Source organism: Pseudomonas sp. GXZC, from assembly GCF_026967615.1.
GTDB lineage: Bacteria > Pseudomonadota > Gammaproteobacteria > Pseudomonadales > Pseudomonadaceae > Aquipseudomonas > Aquipseudomonas azotoformans_A.
The window spans coordinates 3960919-3984631 of sequence record NZ_CP114115.1 but is presented as its reverse complement, the minus strand read 5'-3'; the positions used below and the strand labels follow the sequence as shown (position 1 = coordinate 3984631).

Genomic DNA, 23713 nt, shown 5'->3' with positions numbered 1-23713 from the left:
CCCTCGGATTATCGATTGAAGTGACGCGGTCGGTAGCTGATGGTTGTGCGTTGGTAGTGTGCCGGCGAGTCGGGGGGAGCGATATTTATAAGAATTTTCTTACCGTGCAGTTTCTCTACGTGCTGGGTGATCTTTCCTATAAATTTGTCCTGTACCAATATGTCGGCGGCTTGATTGACATTTGACTGAGTTGCTTGCGGGTAGGTTTTTTGGATTTCGTTTCGCACGATGTTACGCCTATGGGTCATTTCTGTTGATCCGTGCGCTATTGATACTGTTCCCTCAAACGCCTTGACTGGCTTTTTGATTTCTTTTTGGAAAAGGCGTGCGAATGCATTGCTCCTGCCTTCTCCTGAGTGGCAAACCAGAAGGCGTACGTTATCGAAGCTGGAGGGGTCCACACCTTTGCCTTTTAATAAGTTAACCAGGTCAGGCGCGTCATATAGCGTGCCGTCGATGTACACTTTTGTACCGTTTCCTTTCAGTTTGTCAGTCCAGCTCCGTTCGATGCCATGTGCAACAATGTTGAGTCGGTTGGTGCCTTTGTAAGTATCGGCAAATGTATGAATTTCCTCGTCAATCAACTTTAAGTCCCGCATGGGCCCACCCATTTGAATGACGTTGTCACGCCCTAACCCAATGTCCAGTGCGGTGCGTTTGGTTGCGTTGGACGTGCTGGGTAGTCCCGGCAATGTATCGTCGACCCAATTAGAAACCTGAGGTTTGAAGTTATCGAGTGGCTTTCCGTATAACCGTTGGTTTACCGGGTCCACTGCAAAGTATTTTCCCGTTTTTGCATCGACTCCTGCCGGAGTCGATATCTCGGTTAGGCCTTTCTTGTAAGTGCCCTCTGCAATATCTGGACGGCGGGCCGTCTTGGGAAAATTGTACGAGCCGGTTCGCCCCGGTCGAAGCGTATTCAAGCGGTTTAACACGCTCTCGGAGGTTGAGGCCGCCACCTGTTCAAACAGTTTTTTTCCCACAGGTTTCCCTACACTGTTTGCAACGCTTCCCAGTGGTTTTACCGATCTCGCAGCCTTGCCAAATCCAGCTGTTGTCGCATACATGACGCCGTCAAATATAAGTTCCGAAGCCACTGCCAGCCAGTCTCCCTTGATTGCATTTCTGGCAAGCGAGACGAAGGGAATGGAGCCCAGCAACAGTTCCTGGTTTTTCTCGAACTCATCGTCTTCCTTGTCGAATTGAGTGATGTGGCGCGCAGCGGCAACCAGTTCTTCGAGGCTCGCAGGGCCAAGGGTGTGCCTGGACAATAACTCACCGAGAAATTGGCTGCGGTCGCTGGTATACGAAGCTGGGTTAGTGGGGTGGGGTGGCTGTGTAGCCATTAATTTGCTTTTGTCTTTTTCCTCCAGGCTGAACGCTTCAATTGCAGTGTTTGAATACCTCTCGCCGCCCAGAACACCTGGATCCTCTTTGATCCATTGGCCTTGTGGGCCCGGCTTGAAGTCGGCGCCTAAGTCTTCGCGATGTTTAATATAGTTTTGCTGTGGGCTGATTTCGTAGAATTTTACGTTGGCGCCGTGTGTCGACTTGATGATGAGTGAACGCCTGTCCTGGGCCTGTTCGGGTGTCTTGCGATCATGATTGAGCGTGGCGCCTGGTACATAACTGGTGTGTTTAATAACCGTTCCTTCGAAGTAAGGGACGAGCTCTCCGTATTCCAGCTGTTTGCGATCCTCAAGGGGAAGTTGTGCAATCAGGTGTTTGGTCCGATTGACAAGACCCTCTTCTCTGCCTTGCTTGTAATTGGCTATTGCGATTCGGTGCAGGTTATTGATGTCCGGCAACTGGCCGAGGTAGTCCGGCGCACTTCCCATTACTGGGTTGTTTTCACGCGACCTCCATCCGCTTTCTTCAGGGTTGTTAATGTAAACATCCAGCAACGAATAGGGCCCCAAGGTGACGTGCATGGGGCCGCTGTCCAGGGCGTTTTTTTGTCGGATACTCGGGTTCGATAAAATCGCGCGCTCAAACGACACATTGGTGAAATGCTCGCTGAGTACCGCCAGTGCCATGTCTTTCTGCATTGGAAGCGGGGCGGTCAAGTCGTTGGAGACCTTTCTCAGTGATTCCATGACGCTGGCAAACGTTTCCTGTGCCTTGTTGAGCTGTTCTGGCGAGTAAGTTGCATCAGGCGAGGCCGGTAAAATGCCGTGCACCAATGCCCAGTCGATTAGCGTTTCGCGCTTGGCTTCACTCAGCAGTGCAGCGTCTTCTTCCGAAACTGGGTCGATCGCCGCGTACTTGAGCACCTCGGGGAAACTCAACGAAGAACTGCTCCCGGGGCTCTTGGCTTCGATCATCGCCACCGTTGTCTTCAGTAGGAACCAGGCCGGAGAGCCATAGGTCAGTTCAGCGGGAACGTCTTTGACCAACAGTTCGGGTGCTGCGCTTGACAGCAAGAGGTGGGCCCCGACAGGTGCCATCTCTTGTGTGCAGCGGTGACTTTCTGTCAGATGGTCAATCAGGCCTTGCTTGATGTCACTCAACGGTTTGCCGTAGAAGCGTTCATCAGCCAGATTGAACTGGGCTGTCTGATTGCGTTTGGGGGGCATCAAGGTGTTATCGGAATCCAGCCCGGCCACCATCGCACCCATGACCCAGTCTCGGCTGCTGGGACTTTCAATTGCGCCCATCTTTTTTTGCAGGGCATTTTCCAGGGCAAGGGCTTTGGGCGAGTCGAGAATATCCGCAATGACGTTGCGCGGATCAGTCAGCTCAGAACGGGTCCAGTGGCGGTGTTTAGTCAGGTAGGTAAATGCCCCGCCTCGAATCTCCAACAGTGTCTGAGCGTCAAGCCCTGGCAGGTTGAGGTTGTTATAGCGGACGTTGCTGTAGAGCTGTCTTTTTTCTGGTTGATCAAGCGGTGCCTGCCAGCCCATGGCGCCAGTGAGGTTGCCGTTGGGGAGTGCGGGTAATGGCCCTCGCCTCAGGGATTGAATCAAGTTACTTATATCGTCTTTTGTCTGAGGTACAAACCAGCCGTTGTCAACGATGAACTGCTTGAGCGTTACCTTTGATTCAGGTGTCAGTTGCTGGTCCTGAAAGTACCAAGAGGCAGGGTCGATCTTTAGCTCTGTATTTTCCAGCGTTGCCGCAATCGAGGCCTTCTCCTGGCGAACGGTTTGTTCCGGAGTGGGGCGTACGCCCAAAAAGGTCGGGTCCGTGTAGGAGGTTGCAGCGTCTGCGCCGAGCGATAGCAAGGCAGCGTCAAGACTCTTGGATAAAAGGGTTATGTTTTGAATGTCGCCCCTTTCATATCGTTGATTCTCGAGCGCCACCTCCCCACGCATTTCAAATGTGTCGGGCATTGCAGGTGTATCGAGGTGCGGGAACGCGCCAGCCTGTTTTAATTCGGTTGCCCTTTGTTGCAGTGCACTCTGGGTATCGGGAATGGTTTCTCCGTAAAAGGCAGCCAGCTCCTCAATGTGTGCAGAACGTGTGGCGTGCACATCGGGTGACGATTGACTTGCCGGGGTCACGCTGACTGACGTCCTGCCGCTGCTCAGGGTGTTAGCGGCTTGCATGATCAGCGACCAGGAGGCTGGCAGCGATAGTCCATCACCAAAGCCGGCACCGAATGTACGTGGCAGCGACGCGCTGATGTTGGCGGGCGCCGAGGGAGTGGGTTTCAGGGTGGCACTGATAAAGCCTGGCCGGGAGTTCCGAGAAGGGAAGATTCGCACGGGCTTGGTCAAATCAATACGATTGTCGTCAGCCCATTGTTTGAAGTCGTCACTTGCCACCAAGGTGTCGAGGTGCTGGCGCCATTGTCCAAATGTACAGTCGCTGGGGATCGGCTCAATGCCCGTGATAGCACGGGTAAAAAGGGGTGGCGTGTTCGCTGCGCTAGACAAGGCATTGTCGTAGAGATTTTTGAGTGCTGCATCGGCCTTGAACCTGGGTGTCTCAGCGATCAGTTTTTCAAGCGCTGATGGCTCGGTTTGCGGTTGGGTCGACGCAGGAGATTCAGTGCGCTCGTGCTCATTTGAGCTGAGGGACGACGCTTGTAGAGGGCGAGACAATGCTGGCACGGTCATTTGGACATTCTCAAGGGTTGGCAACAAGGCAGCAGGGAAGGAACCTGACTACTTTTTGTGTCCAACCTCTGGGAGCGGTTCATGACCGATGTGTAAACAAATACCTCTCGGTGATCCGTACAGTCAGAAGCTGTATTCCAGCACGCCCATCACCGATGTTTGCAGCCGCCGCTCCACAATCGGACTTTTCCCCGCTTCATCCGCCAAGTACTGCACATCCAGCAAGGTCGAAAACTGGGTGTGCTCGCTGATCGGCAGGCTCCACACCAGGTTCAGGCCATTGCTGATATTGCCCGCACCCGCCTTGTAGGCTTTGAAACGGCTGCGGGCCGCTTGGTCGGTGGTCACGCCGTACCAGGTCTGCAAGTAGTCACGGTCACCAAAATGGCTGCTGAGGCTGGCGTCGACGGAGCCGAAACGACCTTCATACAGGGTGGTGCCCAGGCTCAGTTCCAGGTGGGTGAATGCTTTGCCGCTGTCCTTGTGGTCATCTTCCTTGAGGGCATGTTCCAGCGTGGCGCCGACAATCATGCCGCCCAGATTGTAGCTGGCACTCACACCCAGCTGCGGGCGTGACTTGATTTCGCCCATGCCTTTCAGGCGTTTGGAGCCCAGGTGCATGGATTCGTTTTTGTCTTTGCGTGATCCACTGGCGCCGACATAAGCACTGAAGCTCAAGGCATTGCCTTCGTAGCCCCAGCCCAGGCCCTTGTCGGTGTCGAGGAAAATCCCCCAGGGGCTGACGATGGCGCCGCCGAATACCGGGGCGGTCATGCGTTCGTCGCTGCCGCTGTAGCGGGGCAGGTTGGCTACGCCGGCCTTGAGGCTGTAGGTCCAGTCCTCAGCCAGTACGCTGTTGGCGCTCGCGAGCAAACACAGTGAGGTCAGGGACAGGCACAGATTTTTTGGGTTCATCAGGGTTTTCATGTCGGTTAGAAACTCAAGGGTGGATGGGTACGTTTGAAGGAGTAGCCCGAAGCGCTCAGGCCATTGATCTGGCGGCTGACGGTGTCACCCAGGCCATAACCGTTGCCGGCGAGTACGGCATGGGCGTTGTCCACCGGCAGCAGGATGTAGTCGGTCAGCGGTTCGTCGTGCAGTTGGCCGCGAATCACCAGGAAGCCTTCTTCGAGTCGCACGCTGATGCCGCTCAATGGCGCATCGGGTTCATGGGTGTTGAGTACTTGGTAGGTGCCGACGGTGTCGGCCCAGGCCAAGGGCAGTGGCGGCGGGTCGATGCGTTCGCCGATGGGGATGCGCTGGCCATGGCTGCGCGCCGTGAGCATTTGTCGGCCTTGTACGGTGATGACGTCGAGTTGTACCTGGCCCAGTTCGCCGAGGTCCTTGAGCCAGAAACCGAAGAGTTTCTTCTGGGCGCGCAGCCAGCCTTGATCGTCACGCAACAGTTCGAAGTTGAAGCCGGCGAGTTCGCCGCGCAGCCTCTGGTTATCATCTTTGATGCGGAACACGCCCCAGGCGGTGGCGTAGAACCCGGCCAGGCGCTGGCGGTCGATGGCGGCCGGCACCTGACGCAGCTTGAGCCCATGACGGGGTGCCTGGCAGTCATCGCTGCATACCTGTTCGCCGGTTTGCGCCTGAAGCATCAGGCGCAAGGCGTCCGTGGCCAGTGTGGCGACCAGGTCTTCGGCATTGCTGTCGTTGGCCATGATGATTACGGCCAATTGATGGTCCGGCAGCAGGGTCAACTGTGCGGCGAAATCATCGCCACCCCCACTGTGCTGGTAGGTGCGCACCCCTGGGCCGATCGGCTCGTCACCGCAAGGGGCCAGAAACCACGCCAGGCCGATCTGGCAATCGAAGTCCAGGGCATTGCCGGTGTTTTGCTGGGTGAACATTTCATCGATGGAGCGGCTGGCCATCACCCGATTACCCTTGTAGAGGCCTTCGGCAAATAGCATCTGCACGTAATGGCTGAGGTCCCTGGGGCTGGCCCACAAGCCGCCGGCGGCGATGTCACGCAGTTGCGCATCGGTGCTGGCGACGCCTTCCTGGTAGCCCTGGGCGCGATAGCCGATTTGCGCGGCGGTCCCGACAAAGCTCGCACGGTCCATCTCCAGCGGTTTGAGCAGGCTGTGTTGCAACTGGGCTTCAAACTCCTTGCCGCTGCTGCGCTCGATGGCCGCACCCACCAGCGCATAACCCAGGTTGGAGTAGGCCACTTGCGTGCCGGGTGGGGTGCTCAGCCAGACGCCGGACAGGCGCATCGGCATCTGCCCCATGGCGTAGCTGTTGCGCAGGTCACGCAGGTGTTCACTGGGCAAGCCGGACTGATGGCTGAGCAGGCGACGCAAGGTGATGTCGCGGTCTGCGGCCTGTTGGTCGACGTGGAAGCGCGAGCGCACATAGAACTCGCGCAGGGTTTGCTGGATCGGTGCGTCCAGCGCCAGTCGCTGTTGTTCAACCAGTTGCAGGGCTGCGCTGGCGGTGAGCAGCTTGGAGATTGCCCCGGCCCGAAAGGCGGTGTTTGGCGTCACCGGCAAGCCCTTGGCTTTGTCGGCCATGCCGAACCCGCGAGCCCAGATCAACTCCTGGCCGTTGACCAGCGCAATCGACAGGCCCGGAATGTTGTCCTGGGCCATGTCCCGCGGGATCCGGGTTTGCAGGTAACGGATGATCGCGCTGTAGTCGCCCTTCGGAATCGACGGCGGGGCAGGTGACTGCCCGTGGCAGCCGATACTGCCCAACAGGCAACCGAGCAACGGAAGACCGCGCAATGTGCGAAGCATGACGAGCACCCAGCAGGTGGTTTGGAGGCTCGAATGCTAGGGCTGCGATGCCCGACGGTCTTTGACAGCTTTGTCGATAAACTGTCAAAGACTGTTAACGGTGCTTGCTGTCAGTGCAGTACACGTTGGAGGAACTGCCGGGTCCTGTCCTCCCGAGGCTCATTGATGACTTGGCGGGCGTCGCCCACTTCACAGATCAACCCGTTATCGAAGAACGCAATCCGGTCCGCGGACTCACGGGCGAAGGCAATGTCGTGGGTCACCATGATGAGGGTCATGCCGGAGTCCTTGAGCTTGCGAATGGTGTCGAGTACTTCTCCCACTAGCTCAGGGTCAAGGGCGGAGGTGATCTCGTCGAACAGCATGTAGTCGGGCTGCATGGCCAGGGCACGGGCAATCGCCAAGCGTTGTTGCTGGCCTCCGGACAGGCTTGCCGGGCGCATGTCTGCGCGATTGCCGAGGCCGACGAACGTCAGGTGCTCGTGGGCCAGTTGCAGGGCCTGGGCCTTGGGGATCTTCTTGACCAGGCGCGGTGCCAGCGCGACGTTTTCCAGCGCGGTGAGATGGGGGAAGGCGTTGTATTGCTGGAACACGATGCCGAGTTTCTGGCGCAACTTGTTCAAGTCGGTTCCCTTGGCGTGCACATCCGTACCGTCGACCAGGATGTGGCCTCCTTGAATCGGCTCCAGGCCATTGATGCACTGCAGCAAGGTTGACTTCCCCGAGCCGCTGGCGCCGATCAGGCACAACACTTCACGCTTCTGGATCGTCAGGTTGACGCCCTTGATGACTTCGACAGCGCCGAAGCTTTTGCGGACATCCTTGATATCAATCATGGTGCATTACCTTTTCAAGATGGCGGCTGTAGCGGGAAATCGGGTAGCAGATCGCAAAGTAGAAGAACCCTGCGCCCGCGAGCACCAGGAGGGCCTCGTTTGAGCGGTTGATCAGGATCTGTGAGACCCGCAGCAACTCGATGTAGCCCACCACGCTCACCAGGGCCGTGTCTTTTGTGAGGCCAATCACCGTGCCGATCCAGCCGGGGAGCAGCGTGCGCAAGGCAAGCGGGGCGGATATATACCGCAGCTCCTGCCAGTAGCTCAGCCCGAGTGAACGGCTGGCTTTTTTCAGTTGCGGGCGCACGGATTGCAAACCCGAGCGCACCAGTTCCGAGGTCAACATGCCCATGTAAAGACTGAGGACGACGACACCGATGAGCAATGGGCTCATCCCGAAGCCGGCCATGGCAAACAGACTGTTGACCAGGATGAACTGGATGATCAGCGGGATGCTGCGGATGACGTTGACGAAGGGCCCCAGTGTGAGTCGGGCGAAAACCGATTCCTGGCGAAGGCAGCCCACCAACACGCCGAGCAGGGTACCTAGAACGGTGGCCAGCAGGGTCAGTAACAGGGTGTGCCAGATGCCGGTGAGCACAAAGGGAATATCGCCCCAGTGCAAGCCCGTGTAGGCCAGTTGGAATTGCATGGTGACTACCCCTTGGACATGCGCCAGAAAGTGAATCGGGCGCCGCCCTCGATCAGCTTGGACATGACGAAATAGATCATGGCGGCGACGATGAAAAACTCGAACGTCCTGAAGGACTCTGACTGGGCGGCTTGGGTGGCGCCCGTGAGTTCGCGCAGGCCGATGATCATGCCCAGCGAGCTGTTGAGCAGCGCCCAATTGAGCTGGTTGACGTAGGGAAAATAGACAATCCTGAACAGCTGTGGAAAGACCACGTGGGTGTAGGCGGCGAATGATGAAATGCCCAAGGATCTTGCGGCCCGGTGTTGTTGCCGTGGAATAGCCTGCAACCCTCCGCGAAAAATCTCGGCAAGGTAGCCGGCATTGTTGAACGACAGGGCCAGCAACATCGCCAGGTAGCTGGAGAAATGCAGCCCCAGTGCGCCCAGGCCAAAATAGATCATGTACACCTGAAACAGCGCCGGTGTGTTGCGGGCGACTTCGATCCAGGACGTGGCGAGGGTGTATCCCAGGCCTTTTTCTTGTTGGCGCAACAGGGTCAGCGCAAGGGCGAGCAGCGTGCCGATGATCATTGAGAGCACGGTGAGAACCAGTGTCGTTTTTGCCCCTTCGATCAGCTCGGGGAGCTTTTCCCAGACCATCGACCAGTAAAACGTGTACCCGAACATAGCGCAGGCTCCAGGCAGAAGCGGCCGAGGTCGGTCGCTCGAAAGGTAGGGTTAGTAGTCCACGCCGGCGACCGTCAGCGAAGGCGCCTCGCCATCACCGAAGTACTGCGCATACAGCGCCTGGTAGCGACCGTTCTTGACCTGGGTCCAGACGAATGTCTTCACCCAATTAAGCATTTGCTCGTCCGACTTTCTCACAGCGATGCCGCACAGGTCGGGAGGTGTCGGCGCAACGCCTTTGATCGCGAGCGTGGGAAATTGTCCGCTCTGAACCAGCGCGGCTGCCGACGCATTCCCGATGATCACGCCGTCTATCTTGCCCTGGGCCAGTGCCAGGTAGCCCTCGGCCTCACTGCCGAACCCCGTGTAGCTGCCGTTCGGGTCACCCCAGCCCTTGCGCAGAGCCTGCAGCTCCTGCTCGGTCGTGGTGCCCGTGACGCCGCCGATGTTGCGGCCTTTGAGGTCCTCGAAACGTTCGATGTTGGCGTCTTTGCGCGTGAGCACGACGTTGGTGTAGTTCACGTAGGGCTGGGAAAAACTCACGCTCATGGCGCGCTGGGGTGAGATCGAGGCGGAAGCGATCAGCACGTCGATGCGATTGGAGACCAGCGCGGGAATGCGCTCGGAGGAAGGCGTTTCGACAATCACGGCGTTTGCCCCAAGAGCCTTGGCCATGTCCTTGCAGTATTGAACGTCGTATCCCTCCGGCTCATTGGCCTGATTGCGAAAGCCGGCTGGCGGATAGTCGAGCTGCACACCGCATCGTAGGGTTTTCGAAGAAATGACCTGGTCCAGGGTGGAGCTGGTAGCCGCTGAGACCATGGAAGTGGTTGTCGCGAGGGCGAGCAGCAGTGAAGCGCTTGCGTGACGTGCAATGTTCATGGGGATCCCCGATCTGATTGGCATTGTATTTTTTAGGGGTGTGGCTTTGCGTTAGTTGTATCCAATCTACATCTGGCGAAAAATCTACCAAATGTTTATTCGTAGAAAAAGAGGTGGGGAGGGCGTTTTTTGTACCATGGCTCAAGGAATAGGTATGAATATGGAAGTTAAATATTTAAAAACAATGGGTTATAGATTCTAAAGAAGATGTTGCTGACTATGAAGTGTGTCAGGGTTTGGCCAAAGCGACCGGGGTGGTTGACAGGCTATGTTTAATGTATCCAATCTACATGTCCATCAGTTCGGCTGATCAGGTCAAGCATGGCTGCCTGCAAAAAGGTGCATTTTTTCCATATCAGAAGGGTGTGATTCATGGGGCACATAATCGTCATTGGCGCCGGTATCGTGGGGTTGGCAACGGCGCACCATCTGCTGAGGGAGGGCGTCTGCGTGACGGTGGTCGACCGCGACCCTGAAGGTGACAAGGCATCGTTCGGCAATGCCGGGGGCATCGCGGTCACGGAAGTGATTCCAGCCTCGGTACCGGGCGTGTTGTGGAAAGTGCCCGGCTGGCTGGCGGACCCACTGGGGCCCTTGGCGATACGTCCGGCGCACGCGCCCAGGCTGATACCATGGCTGCTACGGTTCTCCCGTGCCGGCAGACCCTCGGAGTTCAAGCGCATCACGGCGGCATTGGCGGCACTTAACACTCGGGTCTATGACGACCTGCTGCCGTTGCTCGCTGAACATGATCTTCGCGAAGAATTGCAGCAGCTCGGCGCCCTGACGGTTTACGAGCAAGAAGCGGCGTTCGACGAAGATGCAATGCAGTGGGGCCTCAAGCGGTCCTGCGGTATTGAGGTGCGCACGTTGACCGGCAACGAAGCACGTGAAATCGAGCCTGCATTGAGTCAATCGATCACACGCGGGGTGTTCACGCCGCAGTGGTCACACGTCAGGGACCCCAAGACCCTGGTCGATAAATTGCGTCAGTCATTGTTGGCCAGAGGTCTCTGCATCCAGGTTGGCGAGGTCTGCGGTATCCGGCCAGGCCTTGAGGGCGGCGCCGTGTCGGTGGGGCTTGGCGATGGCCGCTGGTTGCCGGCCGATAAGGTCGTGGTCGCCGCTGGCGCGTGGTCCGGCCTGCTGGCCCGAAGCCTTGGGGACAAGGTCTTGCTGGAAAGCGAGCGCGGCTACAACACCACCATTCCCGACCCAGGCGTGGTTTTATCCAGAGAAGTTATCTTCGCGGAGCGCCATTTCGTCGCCACGCCGTTGAGCTGTGGCTTGAGGATCGGTGGCGCCGCCGAGTTCGGTGGGCTGCATGCGCCCGCGAATTTCAAGCGCTCCCAGGCTTTGGCCAGGCTAGCCGAGCGCTATCTTCCCGGCCTTCGCACCGAGGGCGGTACCTGTTGGGCCGGGCATCGCCCGGCGACCCCTGACAGCCTGCCGGTGATCGGTGCGTCACCGCGCCATCCTGGCGTGATCTACGCCTTTGGCCATGGTCATCTCGGCCTGACCCAGGCGGCCACCACTGGCCGTCTGGTCAGCGATATTGCCCTGGGCAAACCGCCTCTGGTCGATCTTGCGCCCTATGCAATCAGCCGTTTCAACTAACGCGTTCAAAAGGGAGTTCCTATGTCTCGTCATACGTTCTTTTGCATCGATGCGCACACGTGCGGCAATCCAGTGCGCGTCGTGGTTGGTGGAGGGCCATTGCTGCCCGCTGTTCCAATGGCTGAAAAGCGTCAGATCTTCCAGCGTGACCATGATTGGGTCCGGCAAGCCTTGATGTTCGAACCCCGTGGCCATGACGTCATGTCGGGCAGCATTCTGTATCCGTCGTCCCGTGAGGATTGCGACATCGGCGTATTGTTCATCGAGGTCAGCGGTTGCCTGCCCATGTGCGGCCACGGCACCATCGGTACGGTCACGGCCGCGCTGGAAGCCGGCCTGGTGGTGCCGAAGGTCGAAGGCACGCTTGCCATCGAGGCGCCGGCGGGGCGCGTCGCAATCGACTACGTCAGGACGGGCGCGGCGGTGGAGCAGGTGCGCCTCTACAACGTTGCCAGTTACCTTCACGCAGCCGATGTGGAACTTGATGTGCCCACCCTCGGCAAACTGAATATCGACCTGGCGTATGGTGGCAACTTCTACGTCATCATCGAGCCGCAGGCCGCTTGGGCCGGGCTGGATTCCATGGCAGTCAGTGAGATAGTCCGATTGAGCCCCATGGTGCGGCAAGCGGCGCAGGCGCTGCTGGCGCCGGTACACCCGCTGGACAGTCGTATTCAGGGCGTCAGCCATGTGATGTGGTGCGACAAGCCCAGGAACCCCCGCGCCCACGCGCGCAATGCGGTGTTCTATGGCGACAAGGCCATTGATCGTTCGCCCTGCGGTACTGGCTCCTCAGCGCGCATGGCGCAACTGGTTGCGCGAAACCGCTTGAAGGTGGGTGATGAGTTTGTCCACGAGAGCATCATCGGCACGATGTTTGATTGCCGGGTCGAGTCGGCCACTGAGGTCGGCACGTTTCCAGGCATCATGCCGAGCGTTGCGGGCTGGGCCCAGGTAACCGGTCACAACACGCTCTTTGTGGATGACCGCGACCCACTGGCGCATGGATTCCAGCTGGGTTGAACCGATGGCGGCGGGCGCCCTCCGAGGGCGCCGCCGGCATTCAAACCTGAGGGGCTTTGTCGCGTTTTTGCTTGAGCAGCGTGACAAGGTCAGTGCCTGCGCGCTGGATGTGCTTGCGCAGGAACTGCACCGCTTTCTTGGTATCGCCTTGTTCACACAGCTTGAGCAGTTCGCGGTGGTCGACTTCGGCTTCTTTTTTTCCGGCCGTCAGCAACAGTTGCAAGCGGATGTAGCGATCCGTCTGAATGTTGATGCCTTGAACGATGGCCAGTGTTTGCACGCGATCAGCCGCTGCGTACAGGCTTTCATGAAACCGCCAGTTGAGCTTGCCCCATTGCGCGATGTCATCGTCGAGGTAGGCGGCTTCAAGTTGCGGCAGCAGTTGCTGGGTGACTGCAAAGTGCGCGTCCGTCATCTTCGGCAGGGAGCGTTCCAGCAGCTCGGACTCCAGTAACGCGCGCAGATCAAACAGCTCGGCGATTTGCTCCAGGGGAATGGACTTCACCACCGAGCCTTTGTGAATCTGCGTGGTGATCAGCCCCGACGCCTCCAGCTCCTTGAACGCTTCACGCACCGGCATGCGGCTCACACCGTACTCGGTCGCAATCGTCTCTTGGATCAGTGACTCGCCTTCCTTGAATTCCCCATTCAGAATCCGCTCACGCAATGATTCCGCCAGGGTTTCGGGCAAGCTTTGACGTTTGATGCGCAGGTTGGGCAAAGGCTCTTTTTTAGGCATTCTTCAACTACTGACAGGTGAGTGGATCCAGGATTTGAGATCCTCATCGGTCGATCATACCTCAGGCACGCGGGTGTAGGACGCTTCCAGTCAATGAGCGCGAAACAGGTCAAGGTTGCACGCAGCCCTCCACCCTTCGGTTGAGGCCAAACGGATTGCTGTCCTGGAGTGCGGGCGGCAGCAACGCCTGGGGAAAGTCCTGGTAACACACAGGCCGCAGAAATCGGTGGATCGCCAGGCTGCCCACCGAGGTAGTACGTGGGTCAGAAGTCGCTGGGAATGGTCCGCCATGAACCATCGCATGACACACCTCCACGCCCGTACCAAACCCGTTCAGCAGAATACGCCCGGCCTTTTTTTCCAGGGTGGGTATCAGTGTGGCGAGTGCTGGTTGGTCGTCGGCGCCGGTGTGAACGGCAATCGTCAATTGACCTTCCAGTGCCTCAAGTACCTGCAGCAGTGTGGGGGCATCAGGGCATCGAACAATCAACGATGAAGCGCCAAACACCTCGTCACGCAATGCCGTGTGTGTAAGGAACGCCTGCGCGCTGGTGGCAAACAGCGCGGCCTGCCCTTGAAACTGTTCACCCGCGCGGCCTCGGCCAACGAGTTCTACACCCGGATGCGCGCTGAGTTTTTCAACGCCCTCGCAATAGCTTTCGTAGATTGCAGGCGTCAGCATGATTGCCGCAGGCACTTCGCTCAGGGCGGCGCTTGCCGCGTGCTCGAAGGCGGCGAGTGACGGGCCGTCGATTGCCAGTATCAAGCCGGGGTTGGTACAGAACTGGCCTGCGCCCAGGGTGAGTGAAGCGACGAAGGCGTCAGCGATCGCCGCACCGCGCTCGGCCAGCGCATGGGGCAACAGCACCACGGGGTTGATTGCGCTCATTTCGGCGTAGACCGGAATCGGTTCCCGACGCGCCGCTGCAATGTTCATCAAGGCGACGCCGGCCCGTTGCGAGCCCGTAAAGCCCACCGCCTTGATCCGGTGATCGGCAACCAGCGCCTGGCTGATGCTGTGCTGCGCATCGAACAGCAGGGAAAACACACCCTCCGGCAATTGGCATTCACGTATTGAACGTTGAATCGCCTGGCCCACCAGTTCGGACGTCCCTGGATGGGCCGGATGCGCCTTGACGATCACAGGGCAGCCAGCGGCCAGTGCAGAGGCGGTATCGCCTCCCGCAACTGAAAACGCCAGCGGGAAATTGGAGGCGCCGAACACCGCCACCGGGCCAAGGGCAATGTTGCGCAGCCGGATGTCTGCGCGTGGCAGCGGTGTGCGTTCAGGGTATGCCGGATCAATGCGCGCCTCCATGAAACCGCCATCGCGGACAACGGAGGCGAACAGCGCCAGTTGGTTGACCATACGGGCTCGTTCGCCTTCGAGCCGCCCGCGTGGCAGGCCGGTTTCGGCCATGCAGCGTTCGATCAAGGCATCGCCCAACGCGAGGAGATTGCGCGCGATGGTTTCCAGGAAAACCGCACGGCGCTCTGGCGTGGTTTCGCGATAACGATCGAAAGCGGCGCTGGCCAGGGCGCAAGCGCTGTCGAGGTCGTCTAACGTGGCACCGCCGAACGCCGGGGGAAGGGTTTCACCGGTGGCGGCGTTGACTCCCCAGATCTGAGCGTTTTTACCGCGAACCTTCGACTGGCCGATTAGCATTTCACCTGTAATGGACATGACAAACCTCCCTCAATGAAAAATAGATGTGCACGACAAAACGGGCCCCTTGCCGTGGCGAAGGGGCCCGTGGCGTCAGCCGCGAACGGCGAGGGTGTCGATGGCCTTCTGAACGGTGCTGATCACGTATTCGCGCTCCTGGCCGACCAGTGCCAGGCGCGGTGCGCGAGTCCACTCAGGCGCGCCATAAACCAGATGTTCGGCCAGCTTGATGTACTGCACCAGTTTGACGTGTACGTCCAAGTGAAAGGACGGCGTGAGGATGTGATACAGCTCGCGGGCCTCACTGAAACGTTGCTGGGCACAGAGGTTGAACAGCTTTACGCATTCTGCCGGCCACACGTTGGTCATGCCCGATACCCAGCCGGTGACGCCCAGCGCGCTGCTTTCGACGATCAGGTCGTCAACCCCGCAAAAAATGCTGAAACGCTCGCCGAAGGCCACATACATGTCGGTTACACGCCGGATGTCGCCGGTTTCTTCCTTGACGCAGACGATTTCGGGCGTATCGACCAGGTCGGCCAGGATCGCCGGGGTGCAGTCCACGCCGTAGGCGATCCGGTTGTTGTAGATCATGATCGGCAGGTCGGTTGCGCTGGCGATGCCCTTGTACCACTCCACCGTCTCGCGATGGTCGGTCTTGTAGCCCAGGCTCGGGAACACCATCAGGCCTTGGGCGCCGAAGCTCTTGTACAGCGCCGCATGTTTCTTCGCCGTGTGCAGGGTGATTTCGGCCAGGCCGGACAGCACCGGCACGCGGCCGGCGGCCACTTCGACCGCCGCGCGAATGACCGACTCGCGCTCCTGCAGGCTCATCGATGCGTTCTCACCCAGCATCGGCAGGACGATAACGCCCGAGACGCCATTGTTGATCAGTCGATCAATGCTGGCTTGGGTTGCCGCCAAGTCGACCTCGCCATCCTGGGTCAGCTTGGTGGTGACTGCAGGGAAAACGCCTTTCCAGATTGCCATTTCAATTACCTTTTTTGTTGTGATGGAGTTGCTTTTGAATTGTCAACTGTATCCAATCTACAATTTGGCAATTCGGCTTGTCCACCCAAGGCTTGTTTTTTTTATGGCAAAAAAATTCCGAGGCGCTTATCGCGCCAACCCGAGTCGCGCATGCCATTGGGCAATGGACTCTTCGGGGTATTCATCGAACTGCCGGTCGCCTTGGCGCAGTGTGACTTCTACCCAGTGCGCCTTGGATCCAAGCATCAAGTGCGTATGCTCCGGTGGCACCGGCAATGGCGTGTCGATAGCCGAGGCAAATGGATGGATCAGCTCGGGCCATTCCGGGCTGAACACCCACAGCGCGCTGCCGCATTGCGAGCAGAAGTGCCGCTCGGCCGTACTCGCATGGGCACGGCTGGCGCCTTCGGGCTTGAGCTTGGCGTGGTAGACCGAAATGAATTTTCGCCCACGCACCTTCAGGCTGGCGGTGTCACCGGCCAGGTTGATCGCATAACCGCCACCGCCCTGGGTCTTGCGGCAGATCGAGCAGTAGCAACGCTGGTAAGGGTAGGGGTGGGCGCTGGCGAGGCTGAACGTGACGGCGCCGCAATGGCAGGATCCTTCAAGCTGCATGGGCTGACTCCTGATGAGAGTGTGTAACAACACTTTTCTAATACCTTAGCCTCAGGCAAGATCCTCCGCTTTGGTTTCAGGGAAGACGCCCATGATTGCTCAGTTGCAAAGCGCTGCCGCGCAAATCCGCCACGCCGTGCGTGCCGCCACTGAAGGGTTGGTCGGGCGTGAGCAACTGGCCGAATTGATTGTGCTGGCCGCCGTGGCCCAGGAGCACATCCTGGTGATCGGGCCGCCCGGCACCGCCAAGAGTGCGGTGGTGCGCCGCGTCGCGCAGTCCATGGGCGGGCGGTACTTCGAGTACCTGCTTGGGCGATTCACTGAGCCTTCTGAGTTGTTTGGCGCGGTCGACCTGAAAAAACTTCGCGAAGGCACGGTGGAAACCGATGTCAGTGGCATGCTGCCGGAAGCCGATATCGTGTTTCTCGACGAAGTTTTCCTGGGCTCCACTGCGATCCTCAACACGTTATTGGGTGTACTTAACGAGCGCCGTTTCCGCCGGGGTCATACCCAGGTGCAATGCCCGCTGCGCGTGTGCGTCGGCGCCGCCAACGGCCTCCCGGATGATGAAGCGCTGGCGGCCTTTGGTGACCGCTTCTTGCTGCACCTGTTTGTCGAGTCGGTGCCGGACAACCAATTGGAAGCCATGTTGGCCGGTGGCTGGCAGTCTGAGCAGCGCCCGATGCAACAGTTGCTGGGCCTCTCGCAACTGGACACGCTTGGCCATGCGTTGAAAAACGTCGACCTGACCGCCGTGCGTCCCGCCCTGGCCCAGGCCATTCGCCGTTTGCGCGAGGCCGGTATCCAACTGTCCGACCGGCGCATCGTCAAATCCCAGCGCCTGATCGCCGCCGCCGCATTGCTCGGCGGTCGCCTGGAAGCCAGCGACGCCGACCTATGGCCGTTGCTCTATGTGCTGCCGACCCAGGCCACCCAACAACAGGGTCGTGAAGTGTTGCGTGACCTGTTTGCCGCGTCCAGCAACAGCCATCTGTTCAGCGCGGTGGAAGAGGCCACGTTGCAGCCGATGTCACGTTTGAATCGCCTGCTGGAAACCGCCGAAGACTACCTCGCCCGTAGCGAGCCGCCGACCAGTACTGTGCTTGAAGGCCTGTTGCGCGAGATCGATGCCAACTTCAACAGCCAGACCATGCCCGAGCCGTTGCAGCAGGCGCGGGGGCAACTCATGCGTTTGCTGACACCCGCCGAATGAGTGCGTTGAGCCACCCTTGGCGCTGGCGCTCACGCCAGGCACCTGCCGAGGCACAAGCCGCCGTGGCCTGGGGCGATGCGGCACGCCGGATGCTTGGGCGCCTGGCGTTGCTTGAGGCTGAACACGCCGCGCGTCTGCACGCCACGGCCAATGCTGAGGTGTTGGTGGTGACCGGCGCGACGGCTGATCTGCCGTGGGTCGACGGCGTGGCGTACGCCGCCCCCAGCGCCAGCGCGCCACACCTCTGGTTGCCGACCAGTTGGGAACCGGATGTGCCCCAGGATCTGCTGGGCCAGGCCTTTTCAGCACGCTTCAAGCGTTCGCCCTTGCTGGTGTGGCGTGAACCTGCGGCGGTGATCCCGCTGGACCGCTTGCTGGTCGTGTCGCCCGACCATCTGCAACGTATCGCTGATTATTGGGGAGTCACCCATGCAACTGCCTGAGGCGCTGCAACCCTGGCGGCAATGGCTGGAATGGTTTGCCCCGGAACATTTGCCAGTGTTCGCCGACCTGCTGGGTCGTCTCAACCCGCTGCTCGGTCCGCTGCGTGGCCTGCACCAGGGTGGCGTGCCGGAGCCCGATGGCCTGGGCGACCTGCACCGGCGCGGCCCCTATGAGCGGTTGCTGTCCAGCGAATGGCTGCTGGCCGATGAAGTGCCGGATGAGTTCCTGCGCCGGGCAGTGGGCGGTGAGCATATGTTCCTCGCCCCGCAATACCGTGCCCATGAGGCGAACCGCCTGATCGTGGTGTTGTTCGACGCCGGTCCCCTGCAATTGGGCGCTGCACGCCTGGTACACCTGGCGCTGCTGATGTTGCTGGCGCGCCGTGCGCAGGAGGCGGGGGCGCAATTGCGCTGGGGCATTCTGCAGGGCACGCCGGTGTTGCAGGAGCTGGACTCGGCGGCGCAACTTACGCGCTTGCTCGAAGCCCGTACCTACGAGGTCGTCAGCGACAAGCATTGGCTGGCTTGGCGTGACACCTTGGCCGAACAGACGGTTGGAGAGTGCTGGGTGGTCGGCCAGCGCTTGCCTTCGACCGATTCCACGACTTGCACCCACCGCGTGCAGATTACGCGTAACCTGGACGGCCGCAGCCTGTCTTTCGCCTTGCAGTCGCGGCGCGTGTCGCTGCCGATGCCTGACGAGCAACAGGCGGTGCGCCTGCTCAAGGGGCAGTTCGATAATGCCGTGCATACTCCGGCGCCAAGCGCTGCCGGGCGGGTGGCGCGGGTTGCGTTGACATTGCCACCCGTCATCTCCGGCTCCGGCAACTATGTCGCCCTGCGCCTGCTCGACGAACACGGCATGGCGGTGATCAAGCTGCCCAACAAGAACCAGAAAAAAACCCTCGAAGTGCGACGTCGCCTGTGGGGCAAACACCAGCATGTGTTTGCAGCCGCCTTCAACTATCGCAGCCTTGGGGCGGTGCTCGGTGATGGCAACCTCCTGACCTTCTGGAATATCCCCGGCCTGGTTTCTGCCAACAAGCCCACGCGCGAAGAGCTGCACCTGCCACCGGGCACCGCGACCTTTCTGCCCGCAGTGTGGCTGCGTGGTCAACAGTCGGAACGCCTGTATTTACTCGATACAAACGGTCAGCTCGCCCACTGGCAGCGCCCCGGTCATGAACCGAGAGCCGCGAATTTTTCGGTGACGAACAATGTCATGGGGCTGGCGCAGCTGAATGCGTTGTTGTTGGTCTACGCCCGCAGCGAGGCCGGGCAACTGGTGGCGTACCCCGCAACGGCCTCCGGCGTCCGCAGTTCCGGCTACGCAGTCGGTGCGGCTGCCGGAGTCAGCCAGATACTGTTCGCCAGTACTGCCCATTGGAAGTACGCCTTTGGCGGTTGCGCATTACTCACTCACCATGACGGCCGCCAGAGTTGGCGCCTGGTGACCCACGACAGCTTCCCCGCAAAAAGGGCGCAGATCGACTTGGCGCCTGGCTGGAGTGGTATCGGCCTGCATCACCAGGTGGCTGCGCAGGAGTGCTATTCACTGGTCCTGCTGGGCCCCAACCAGCACACCATTGGCCTGTACTCAGAAGGCCAACAACAGACACTGTTCACCACCTCGGCACCGATTGCCCGTGCGAGTTTCTGTCCCATGAGCGGGCTGGTGGCGGTGCTGACCACGGCGCGGGAGTTACTGGTGTTCAACGTCACCGAGCGCGCCATGCGTTTGCAAGTCATGTGCGACCTGAAACAAGAGCCTGCCCATGCGTGAGCACGAACCCCTGCAGATCCGCCGCCCGCTGCTGACTGGGCACCAGTCCATCGACGGCGTGTGGCTGCCTGCCGAGCGCTTCACTTTGCAGGAGCGGGCCCGCCTGATCCTGGAGCACTGGCGCGCGGGCGCCGTCGCCTACCGGTTTGCCGACGGTGATGGGGTGCAGTTCAGTACACCCGTCGCATTGGATTGCCAAACCCTTGCCGGCTGGCCGCTGGTCCGCCAGGGGCGTGGGTTGTGTTCGGCACAGCTGACCGCTGAAGAGCTGCGTGCGTTACCCGCCGCCGACCTGTGGCTGGTGCGCGGCAGCCAGGTTCACGCCTTGCAGTTGCGCGACGCCGAGGTCCTCAAGCCTGGCTTGTGGCTGGAGATCAGCGCGTACACCTTGCTGGATACCTTCGATTGCCATGCGCCGATTGTGCCGGTGCTGCCCGCGCCGGACATCACCGATGTGCGTGAGATCCTCGGCGGCCTGGCGCCGGTCAGCCCCGAGCAGGAAGGCGTGATCCGCGCGTTGCTGGAGCGTCAACAGCCCGCGCCGAAAGCCGCGTCTCCCAAGGCCACTCGGCAATGGGCCAGCGAGGAGCCCGCGCAGTACCCAGCGTTGAAACTGGGCGCCACCCTGGCGTTGGTGGCCGGGTTGATCTGGATGGCCACCCAAGGCCAATCCAAACCCTTGACGCCGGTTCCGGCCGCGACCACTGAAGACATCAGCGGCGTGATACTCGGCATGCTGCTGAGCGCTATTGTGTTCACCGCCGTGTTGATGGGCATCAACAAATTCCTGCGCCGAGGTGTACAGGCCGTCAGCGCCGTGCCTTCAGCGCCGGCTGATCCTGGTATCGCAGAGCGGGCCAAACCGGCTCGGCCTAAACCGTCCGCCTGGCGCCGTTGGCTGACCCGCCTGACCGAGCATTCAAAACTGTCCAGGCTGTACGGCAAACGCCAGGCCGCCTACATGCAGCGCATGCTGGAGATGTTCGAGGACGGTGATTTTGCCGAGGCCTTGCGCCATGCCATCCCTTTGGGCGGCCAGGAATCGAATGCTGAACAGAATTTCGGCACGCCGCAGCGGCGCCAGGACCTGACCCTCAGCCAGCAGAGCGGGTCCGGCCGTGCGTACCATTTCGAACAAAGCCTGACCGAGCATCTGCGCGAGGTCTATCGCCGCTCCTACGAACGCCTGGCGCGCGAGAACCGTATTGAAGAAGCGGTCTTCGTCCTCGCGGAACTGCTCAAGGAGCGCCAGGAAGCCCTCGACTACCTGGAAAAGCACGCGCGCTACCAACAGGCTGCCGACTTGGCCCTGGCCTGGGACATGCCGTCGGCGGTGATCGTGCGTCTGCTGTGCCTGGCCGAGAACTGGCAGCGTGCCTTGCTGGTGGCGCGGCGTGACGATGCATTTGCCGATGCTGTGGTGTTGCTCCAGGCCAAGCAGCCGCAGATTGCCGAGCGCTTGCGCCTGGAATGGGCTGAATCGCTGATCGCCAAAGGCCTGTGGCTGCAAGCCGTCGAGGTGGTGTGGAGCCTGCCGGATGAGCGCCCGCGCGCGGCTCAATGGCTGCTGGATGCTGAAGCGGCTGGTGGGCGGCTGGCGATGGGCGCCTTGGTCAAACGCGCGATTCTGCTGCCGCAGACCCTGGAGGCTTACGGGCCCTGGATCGAACAATTGCGTGACGATCCCGACCGATACGCCGAGCGCGACGCCCTGGCGCACGCGCTGCTGGCGCACAAGTCCGACACCGCTGCCCTGCGTTGGCTGGCTGGCGCGACGGTGCACGCGGTGCTGGCCGACCAACTCAGTGGTCACGGCGGGTTGAACTTCAATCAGTTGCAATCGCTGGTCAAGATGAGCCGCGATAAATGTTTGCAGGCGGACTTGCCTGGTCAGGCGCTCAAGCGTCCTGCCCGGCGCTCGTTGGTCCGTGTGGACGATGCGCTGGAGTGGACCGCTCCGACCCAGGGCAGCCGACCGGTCTACGACGCGGTGTCGTTGGATGACGAGCGTTATCTGGTGGCACTGGGCGAGGCCGGTGCGGTGGTGACGGATGCCAGCGGCCAGACCCTGTATCACTTCGCCGTTCCGGCCCAGCGGATTGTCCTGGCCCACAGCCGGCAGATGGCGCTGGTGCTGACCCGCCGTGACAGGGTGTGGCGCATCAGCAAGCTCGACCTGGTCAACCGTACCGCCACCGACCTGGGCGTGCAGGTGCTGGACGTGTTCGCCGAGCAGTTTGACGGCAGCACCTGGACCCTCGGCCAGGGCCGGCAACTGCGCGTGGTGGACGTGGATCGCAACTTTGAAACCCTGTGGCACGTCAGCGACTTGCCGGGCACGCTGCGCGCGCTCAAAGGTGATGAGCGCAATGAGTTCCTCTGGCTCTACAACCCGCGTGATGGCGTCGAACGCTGGCACTACCGCTTGCCTGAGCGTCGGCTGGCCGGGCGTGAGCCGGCGTCAACGCAGTCGGAGGAGAACCACGCGCTGTACTGTGCGCTCGATCAAACCATCGAGTACGCGATCAGGTGCCGCGATGACGAAGAGCCGACGCTGATCCTGGATGTCGCGGGCAACCGCAAGGGTTATCGCCTGCCGGGCTGTGACGAAGGTTTCTTCGACGGCGACCCGGTGCGCATCGCCCTCGATGCTGACTGGCTGGTGTTCGGCTATATCGCTGGCGAACGCGACACGCGCTGGCACTTTATCCATCGTGCCAGTGACCACCTGTGTGCGGTGCTGCATTGGCCCCGCTACGAAGTGAACATCCGTCGCAGCGGGGAGGGCTGGCTGTTATTCGATGACCAGGGGCGTTTGAGCCATATCAGCGTGGACGGTGCACGTCTGCGTAACCTCAGCCTGCACTGACCGAGTCCGGCATCAACGTGGCAATCAACGCACGAATGGTGCCGGGCAACGCCTCCAACTCCCGCACCAGGATACTGCGCTCGCGAATCGCCCAGGGTTCGTCCAGCTTCACCGCCACCAATTGCATGGTGCGGCTGTGACGCACGGCGGCCGACTCCGGAATGATACCAATCCCCACACCGGCCTCGACCATCCGGCAGATCGCCTCGAAGCTCGACACCTGGATACGCAGAGACAAATGTTTGCCGAGCCGCTCGACGCGCTCGCGCAGGAAGCTCAGCAAGGTGCTGCCTTCGTGCAGGCCGATATGCTGGTAGGCGAGGGTCTGTTCCAGCGTGACCGAGGGTTGTTCCGCCAAGGGGTGGCCGACCGGCACCATCAACACCAGCTCATCGGTGCTGAAATGCAACACCTGCAAGCCCGAGGCTTCCACGGGGCCGGCGATGATGCCCATGTCGCTGGTGCCATCCAGCACGCCGCGCACGATGTCGCGGGACAGGCGTTCCTGCAGGTCAACGGTTACGCCGGGACGTTGTGACAGGAATCCTGCCAGCACTTCGGGTAAAAATTCGGTGACGGCGGTGGTATTGGCAAAGATGCGGATATGCCCCGCCGAATCCACGCCGTATTGGGTGAATTCGCTCTTGAGGTAATCCACCTGACGCATGATCAACCGTGCATGGTGCAACAAGCGCTCGCCGGCCGGGGTGATCTCGACGCCACGGCTGTCGCGGTACAGCAGGCGGGTGTCGAGTTGGCCTTCGAGGGCTTTGATCCGCGCACTGGCGGCAGCCGGCGAGAGGAACGCGCGCTTGGCGCCCTGGGTCAGGCTGGGGGATTCGGCGATATGGATAAACAGCCGCAGGTCGGCCAGATCGAAGTGCATGCAAGACTCCCAGGGCAGGATGG

At 60.3% G+C, this 23713-nt stretch carries 18 protein-coding genes; 6 read left to right on the top strand and 12 right to left on the bottom strand.

All coding sequences use genetic code 11. The features are described 5' to 3' along the window. Positions 1-8: 8 nt before the first annotated feature. The 7 genes from OZ428_RS18505 to OZ428_RS18475 all read right to left on the bottom strand — a co-directional run bounded on the left by OZ428_RS18505 (position 9) and on the right by OZ428_RS18475 (position 9846). The gene (locus OZ428_RS18505) at positions 9-4061 is read right to left on the bottom strand and encodes a hypothetical protein (RefSeq protein WP_269130824.1); all 4053 of its coding nucleotides are present in this window, start codon (positions 4059-4061) and stop codon (positions 9-11) included. Positions 4062-4184: 123 nt separating this feature from the next. Beyond that, positions 4185-4976 (bottom strand): MipA/OmpV family protein, encoded by a 792-nt coding sequence (locus tag OZ428_RS18500; RefSeq protein WP_269130823.1) that lies wholly within the window; start codon positions 4974-4976, stop codon positions 4185-4187. A 17-nt stretch (positions 4977-4993) separates the two neighbouring features. Continuing rightward, positions 4994-6808, bottom strand: a complete 1815-nt coding sequence (locus tag OZ428_RS18495) for a serine hydrolase domain-containing protein (protein WP_269130822.1) — start codon at positions 6806-6808, stop codon at positions 4994-4996. A gap of 110 nt (positions 6809-6918) precedes the next feature. Then, positions 6919-7644 (bottom strand): amino acid ABC transporter ATP-binding protein, encoded by a 726-nt coding sequence (locus OZ428_RS18490; protein ID WP_269130821.1) that lies wholly within the window; start codon positions 7642-7644, stop codon positions 6919-6921. Beyond that, positions 7637-8296 carry an amino acid ABC transporter permease gene (locus tag OZ428_RS18485; RefSeq protein WP_269130820.1) on the bottom strand — a complete coding sequence of 220 codons (660 nt, stop codon included), beginning with the start codon at positions 8294-8296 and terminating at the stop codon, positions 7637-7639. The genes OZ428_RS18490 and OZ428_RS18485 overlap by 8 nt, the downstream gene beginning before the upstream one ends. A gap of 5 nt (positions 8297-8301) precedes the next feature. Then, the gene (locus OZ428_RS18480) at positions 8302-8964 is read right to left on the bottom strand and encodes an amino acid ABC transporter permease (RefSeq protein WP_269130819.1); all 663 of its coding nucleotides are present in this window, start codon (positions 8962-8964) and stop codon (positions 8302-8304) included. Between the two features lie 51 nt (positions 8965-9015). Next, positions 9016-9846: a transporter substrate-binding domain-containing protein gene (locus tag OZ428_RS18475; protein ID WP_177077046.1), complete on the bottom strand. Its 831-nt coding sequence runs from the start codon at positions 9844-9846 to the stop codon at positions 9016-9018. 372 nt (positions 9847-10218) lie between these two features. On the opposite strand from OZ428_RS18475, the gene OZ428_RS18470 reads away from it, so the two are divergent. Further along, the gene (locus tag OZ428_RS18470) at positions 10219-11463 is read left to right on the top strand and encodes an NAD(P)/FAD-dependent oxidoreductase (protein ID WP_269130818.1); all 1245 of its coding nucleotides are present in this window, start codon (positions 10219-10221) and stop codon (positions 11461-11463) included. 21 nt (positions 11464-11484) lie between these two features. Continuing rightward, positions 11485-12486, top strand: a complete 1002-nt coding sequence (locus tag OZ428_RS18465; RefSeq protein ID WP_269130817.1) for a 4-hydroxyproline epimerase — start codon at positions 11485-11487, stop codon at positions 12484-12486. A 40-nt stretch (positions 12487-12526) separates the two neighbouring features. Here the strand turns inward: OZ428_RS18465 and OZ428_RS18460 are convergent, their stop codons facing one another. The 4 genes from OZ428_RS18460 to OZ428_RS18445 all read right to left on the bottom strand — a co-directional run bounded on the left by OZ428_RS18460 (position 12527) and on the right by OZ428_RS18445 (position 16496). Further along, complete coding sequence (locus OZ428_RS18460) at positions 12527-13225, bottom strand: GntR family transcriptional regulator (protein WP_177077040.1); 699 nt, start codon at positions 13223-13225, stop codon at positions 12527-12529. 109 nt (positions 13226-13334) lie between these two features. Next, positions 13335-14909, bottom strand: a complete 1575-nt coding sequence (locus OZ428_RS18455) for an aldehyde dehydrogenase (NADP(+)) (protein ID WP_269130816.1) — start codon at positions 14907-14909, stop codon at positions 13335-13337. A 75-nt stretch (positions 14910-14984) separates the two neighbouring features. Then, positions 14985-15881, bottom strand: coding sequence for a dihydrodipicolinate synthase family protein (locus OZ428_RS18450; RefSeq protein ID WP_269130815.1), 897 nt, complete (start codon positions 15879-15881; stop codon positions 14985-14987). A 126-nt stretch (positions 15882-16007) separates the two neighbouring features. Then, positions 16008-16496, bottom strand: coding sequence for a GFA family protein (locus OZ428_RS18445; RefSeq protein WP_269130814.1), 489 nt, complete (start codon positions 16494-16496; stop codon positions 16008-16010). Positions 16497-16587: 91 nt separating this feature from the next. On the opposite strand from OZ428_RS18445, the gene OZ428_RS18440 reads away from it, so the two are divergent. Genes OZ428_RS18440 through OZ428_RS18425 form a run of 4 tightly spaced genes read left to right on the top strand, consistent with a single transcriptional unit; the run spans position 16588 to position 22804 of the window. Then, a complete protein-coding gene (locus OZ428_RS18440; RefSeq protein WP_269130813.1) occupies positions 16588-17709 on the top strand; it encodes an AAA family ATPase in 1122 nt (373 codons plus the stop codon). After that, entirely contained in the window at positions 17706-18152 is a 447-nt protein-coding gene (locus OZ428_RS18435; protein ID WP_269130812.1) for a bpX5 domain-containing protein, read from the top strand. Before OZ428_RS18440 ends, OZ428_RS18435 begins: the two co-directional genes overlap by 4 nt. Beyond that, positions 18139-19935, top strand: coding sequence for a hypothetical protein (locus OZ428_RS18430; RefSeq protein WP_269130811.1), 1797 nt, complete (start codon positions 18139-18141; stop codon positions 19933-19935). Before OZ428_RS18435 ends, OZ428_RS18430 begins: the two co-directional genes overlap by 14 nt. Continuing rightward, the gene (locus OZ428_RS18425; protein WP_269130810.1) at positions 19928-22804 is read left to right on the top strand and encodes a bpX6 domain-containing protein; all 2877 of its coding nucleotides are present in this window, start codon (positions 19928-19930) and stop codon (positions 22802-22804) included. Before OZ428_RS18430 ends, OZ428_RS18425 begins: the two co-directional genes overlap by 8 nt. On the opposite strand, the gene OZ428_RS18420 is transcribed toward OZ428_RS18425, so the two are convergent. Continuing rightward, the gene (locus tag OZ428_RS18420) at positions 22791-23690 is read right to left on the bottom strand and encodes a LysR family transcriptional regulator (RefSeq protein ID WP_269130809.1); all 900 of its coding nucleotides are present in this window, start codon (positions 23688-23690) and stop codon (positions 22791-22793) included. The genes OZ428_RS18425 and OZ428_RS18420 overlap by 14 nt on opposite strands. Positions 23691-23713 lie beyond the last annotated feature (23 nt).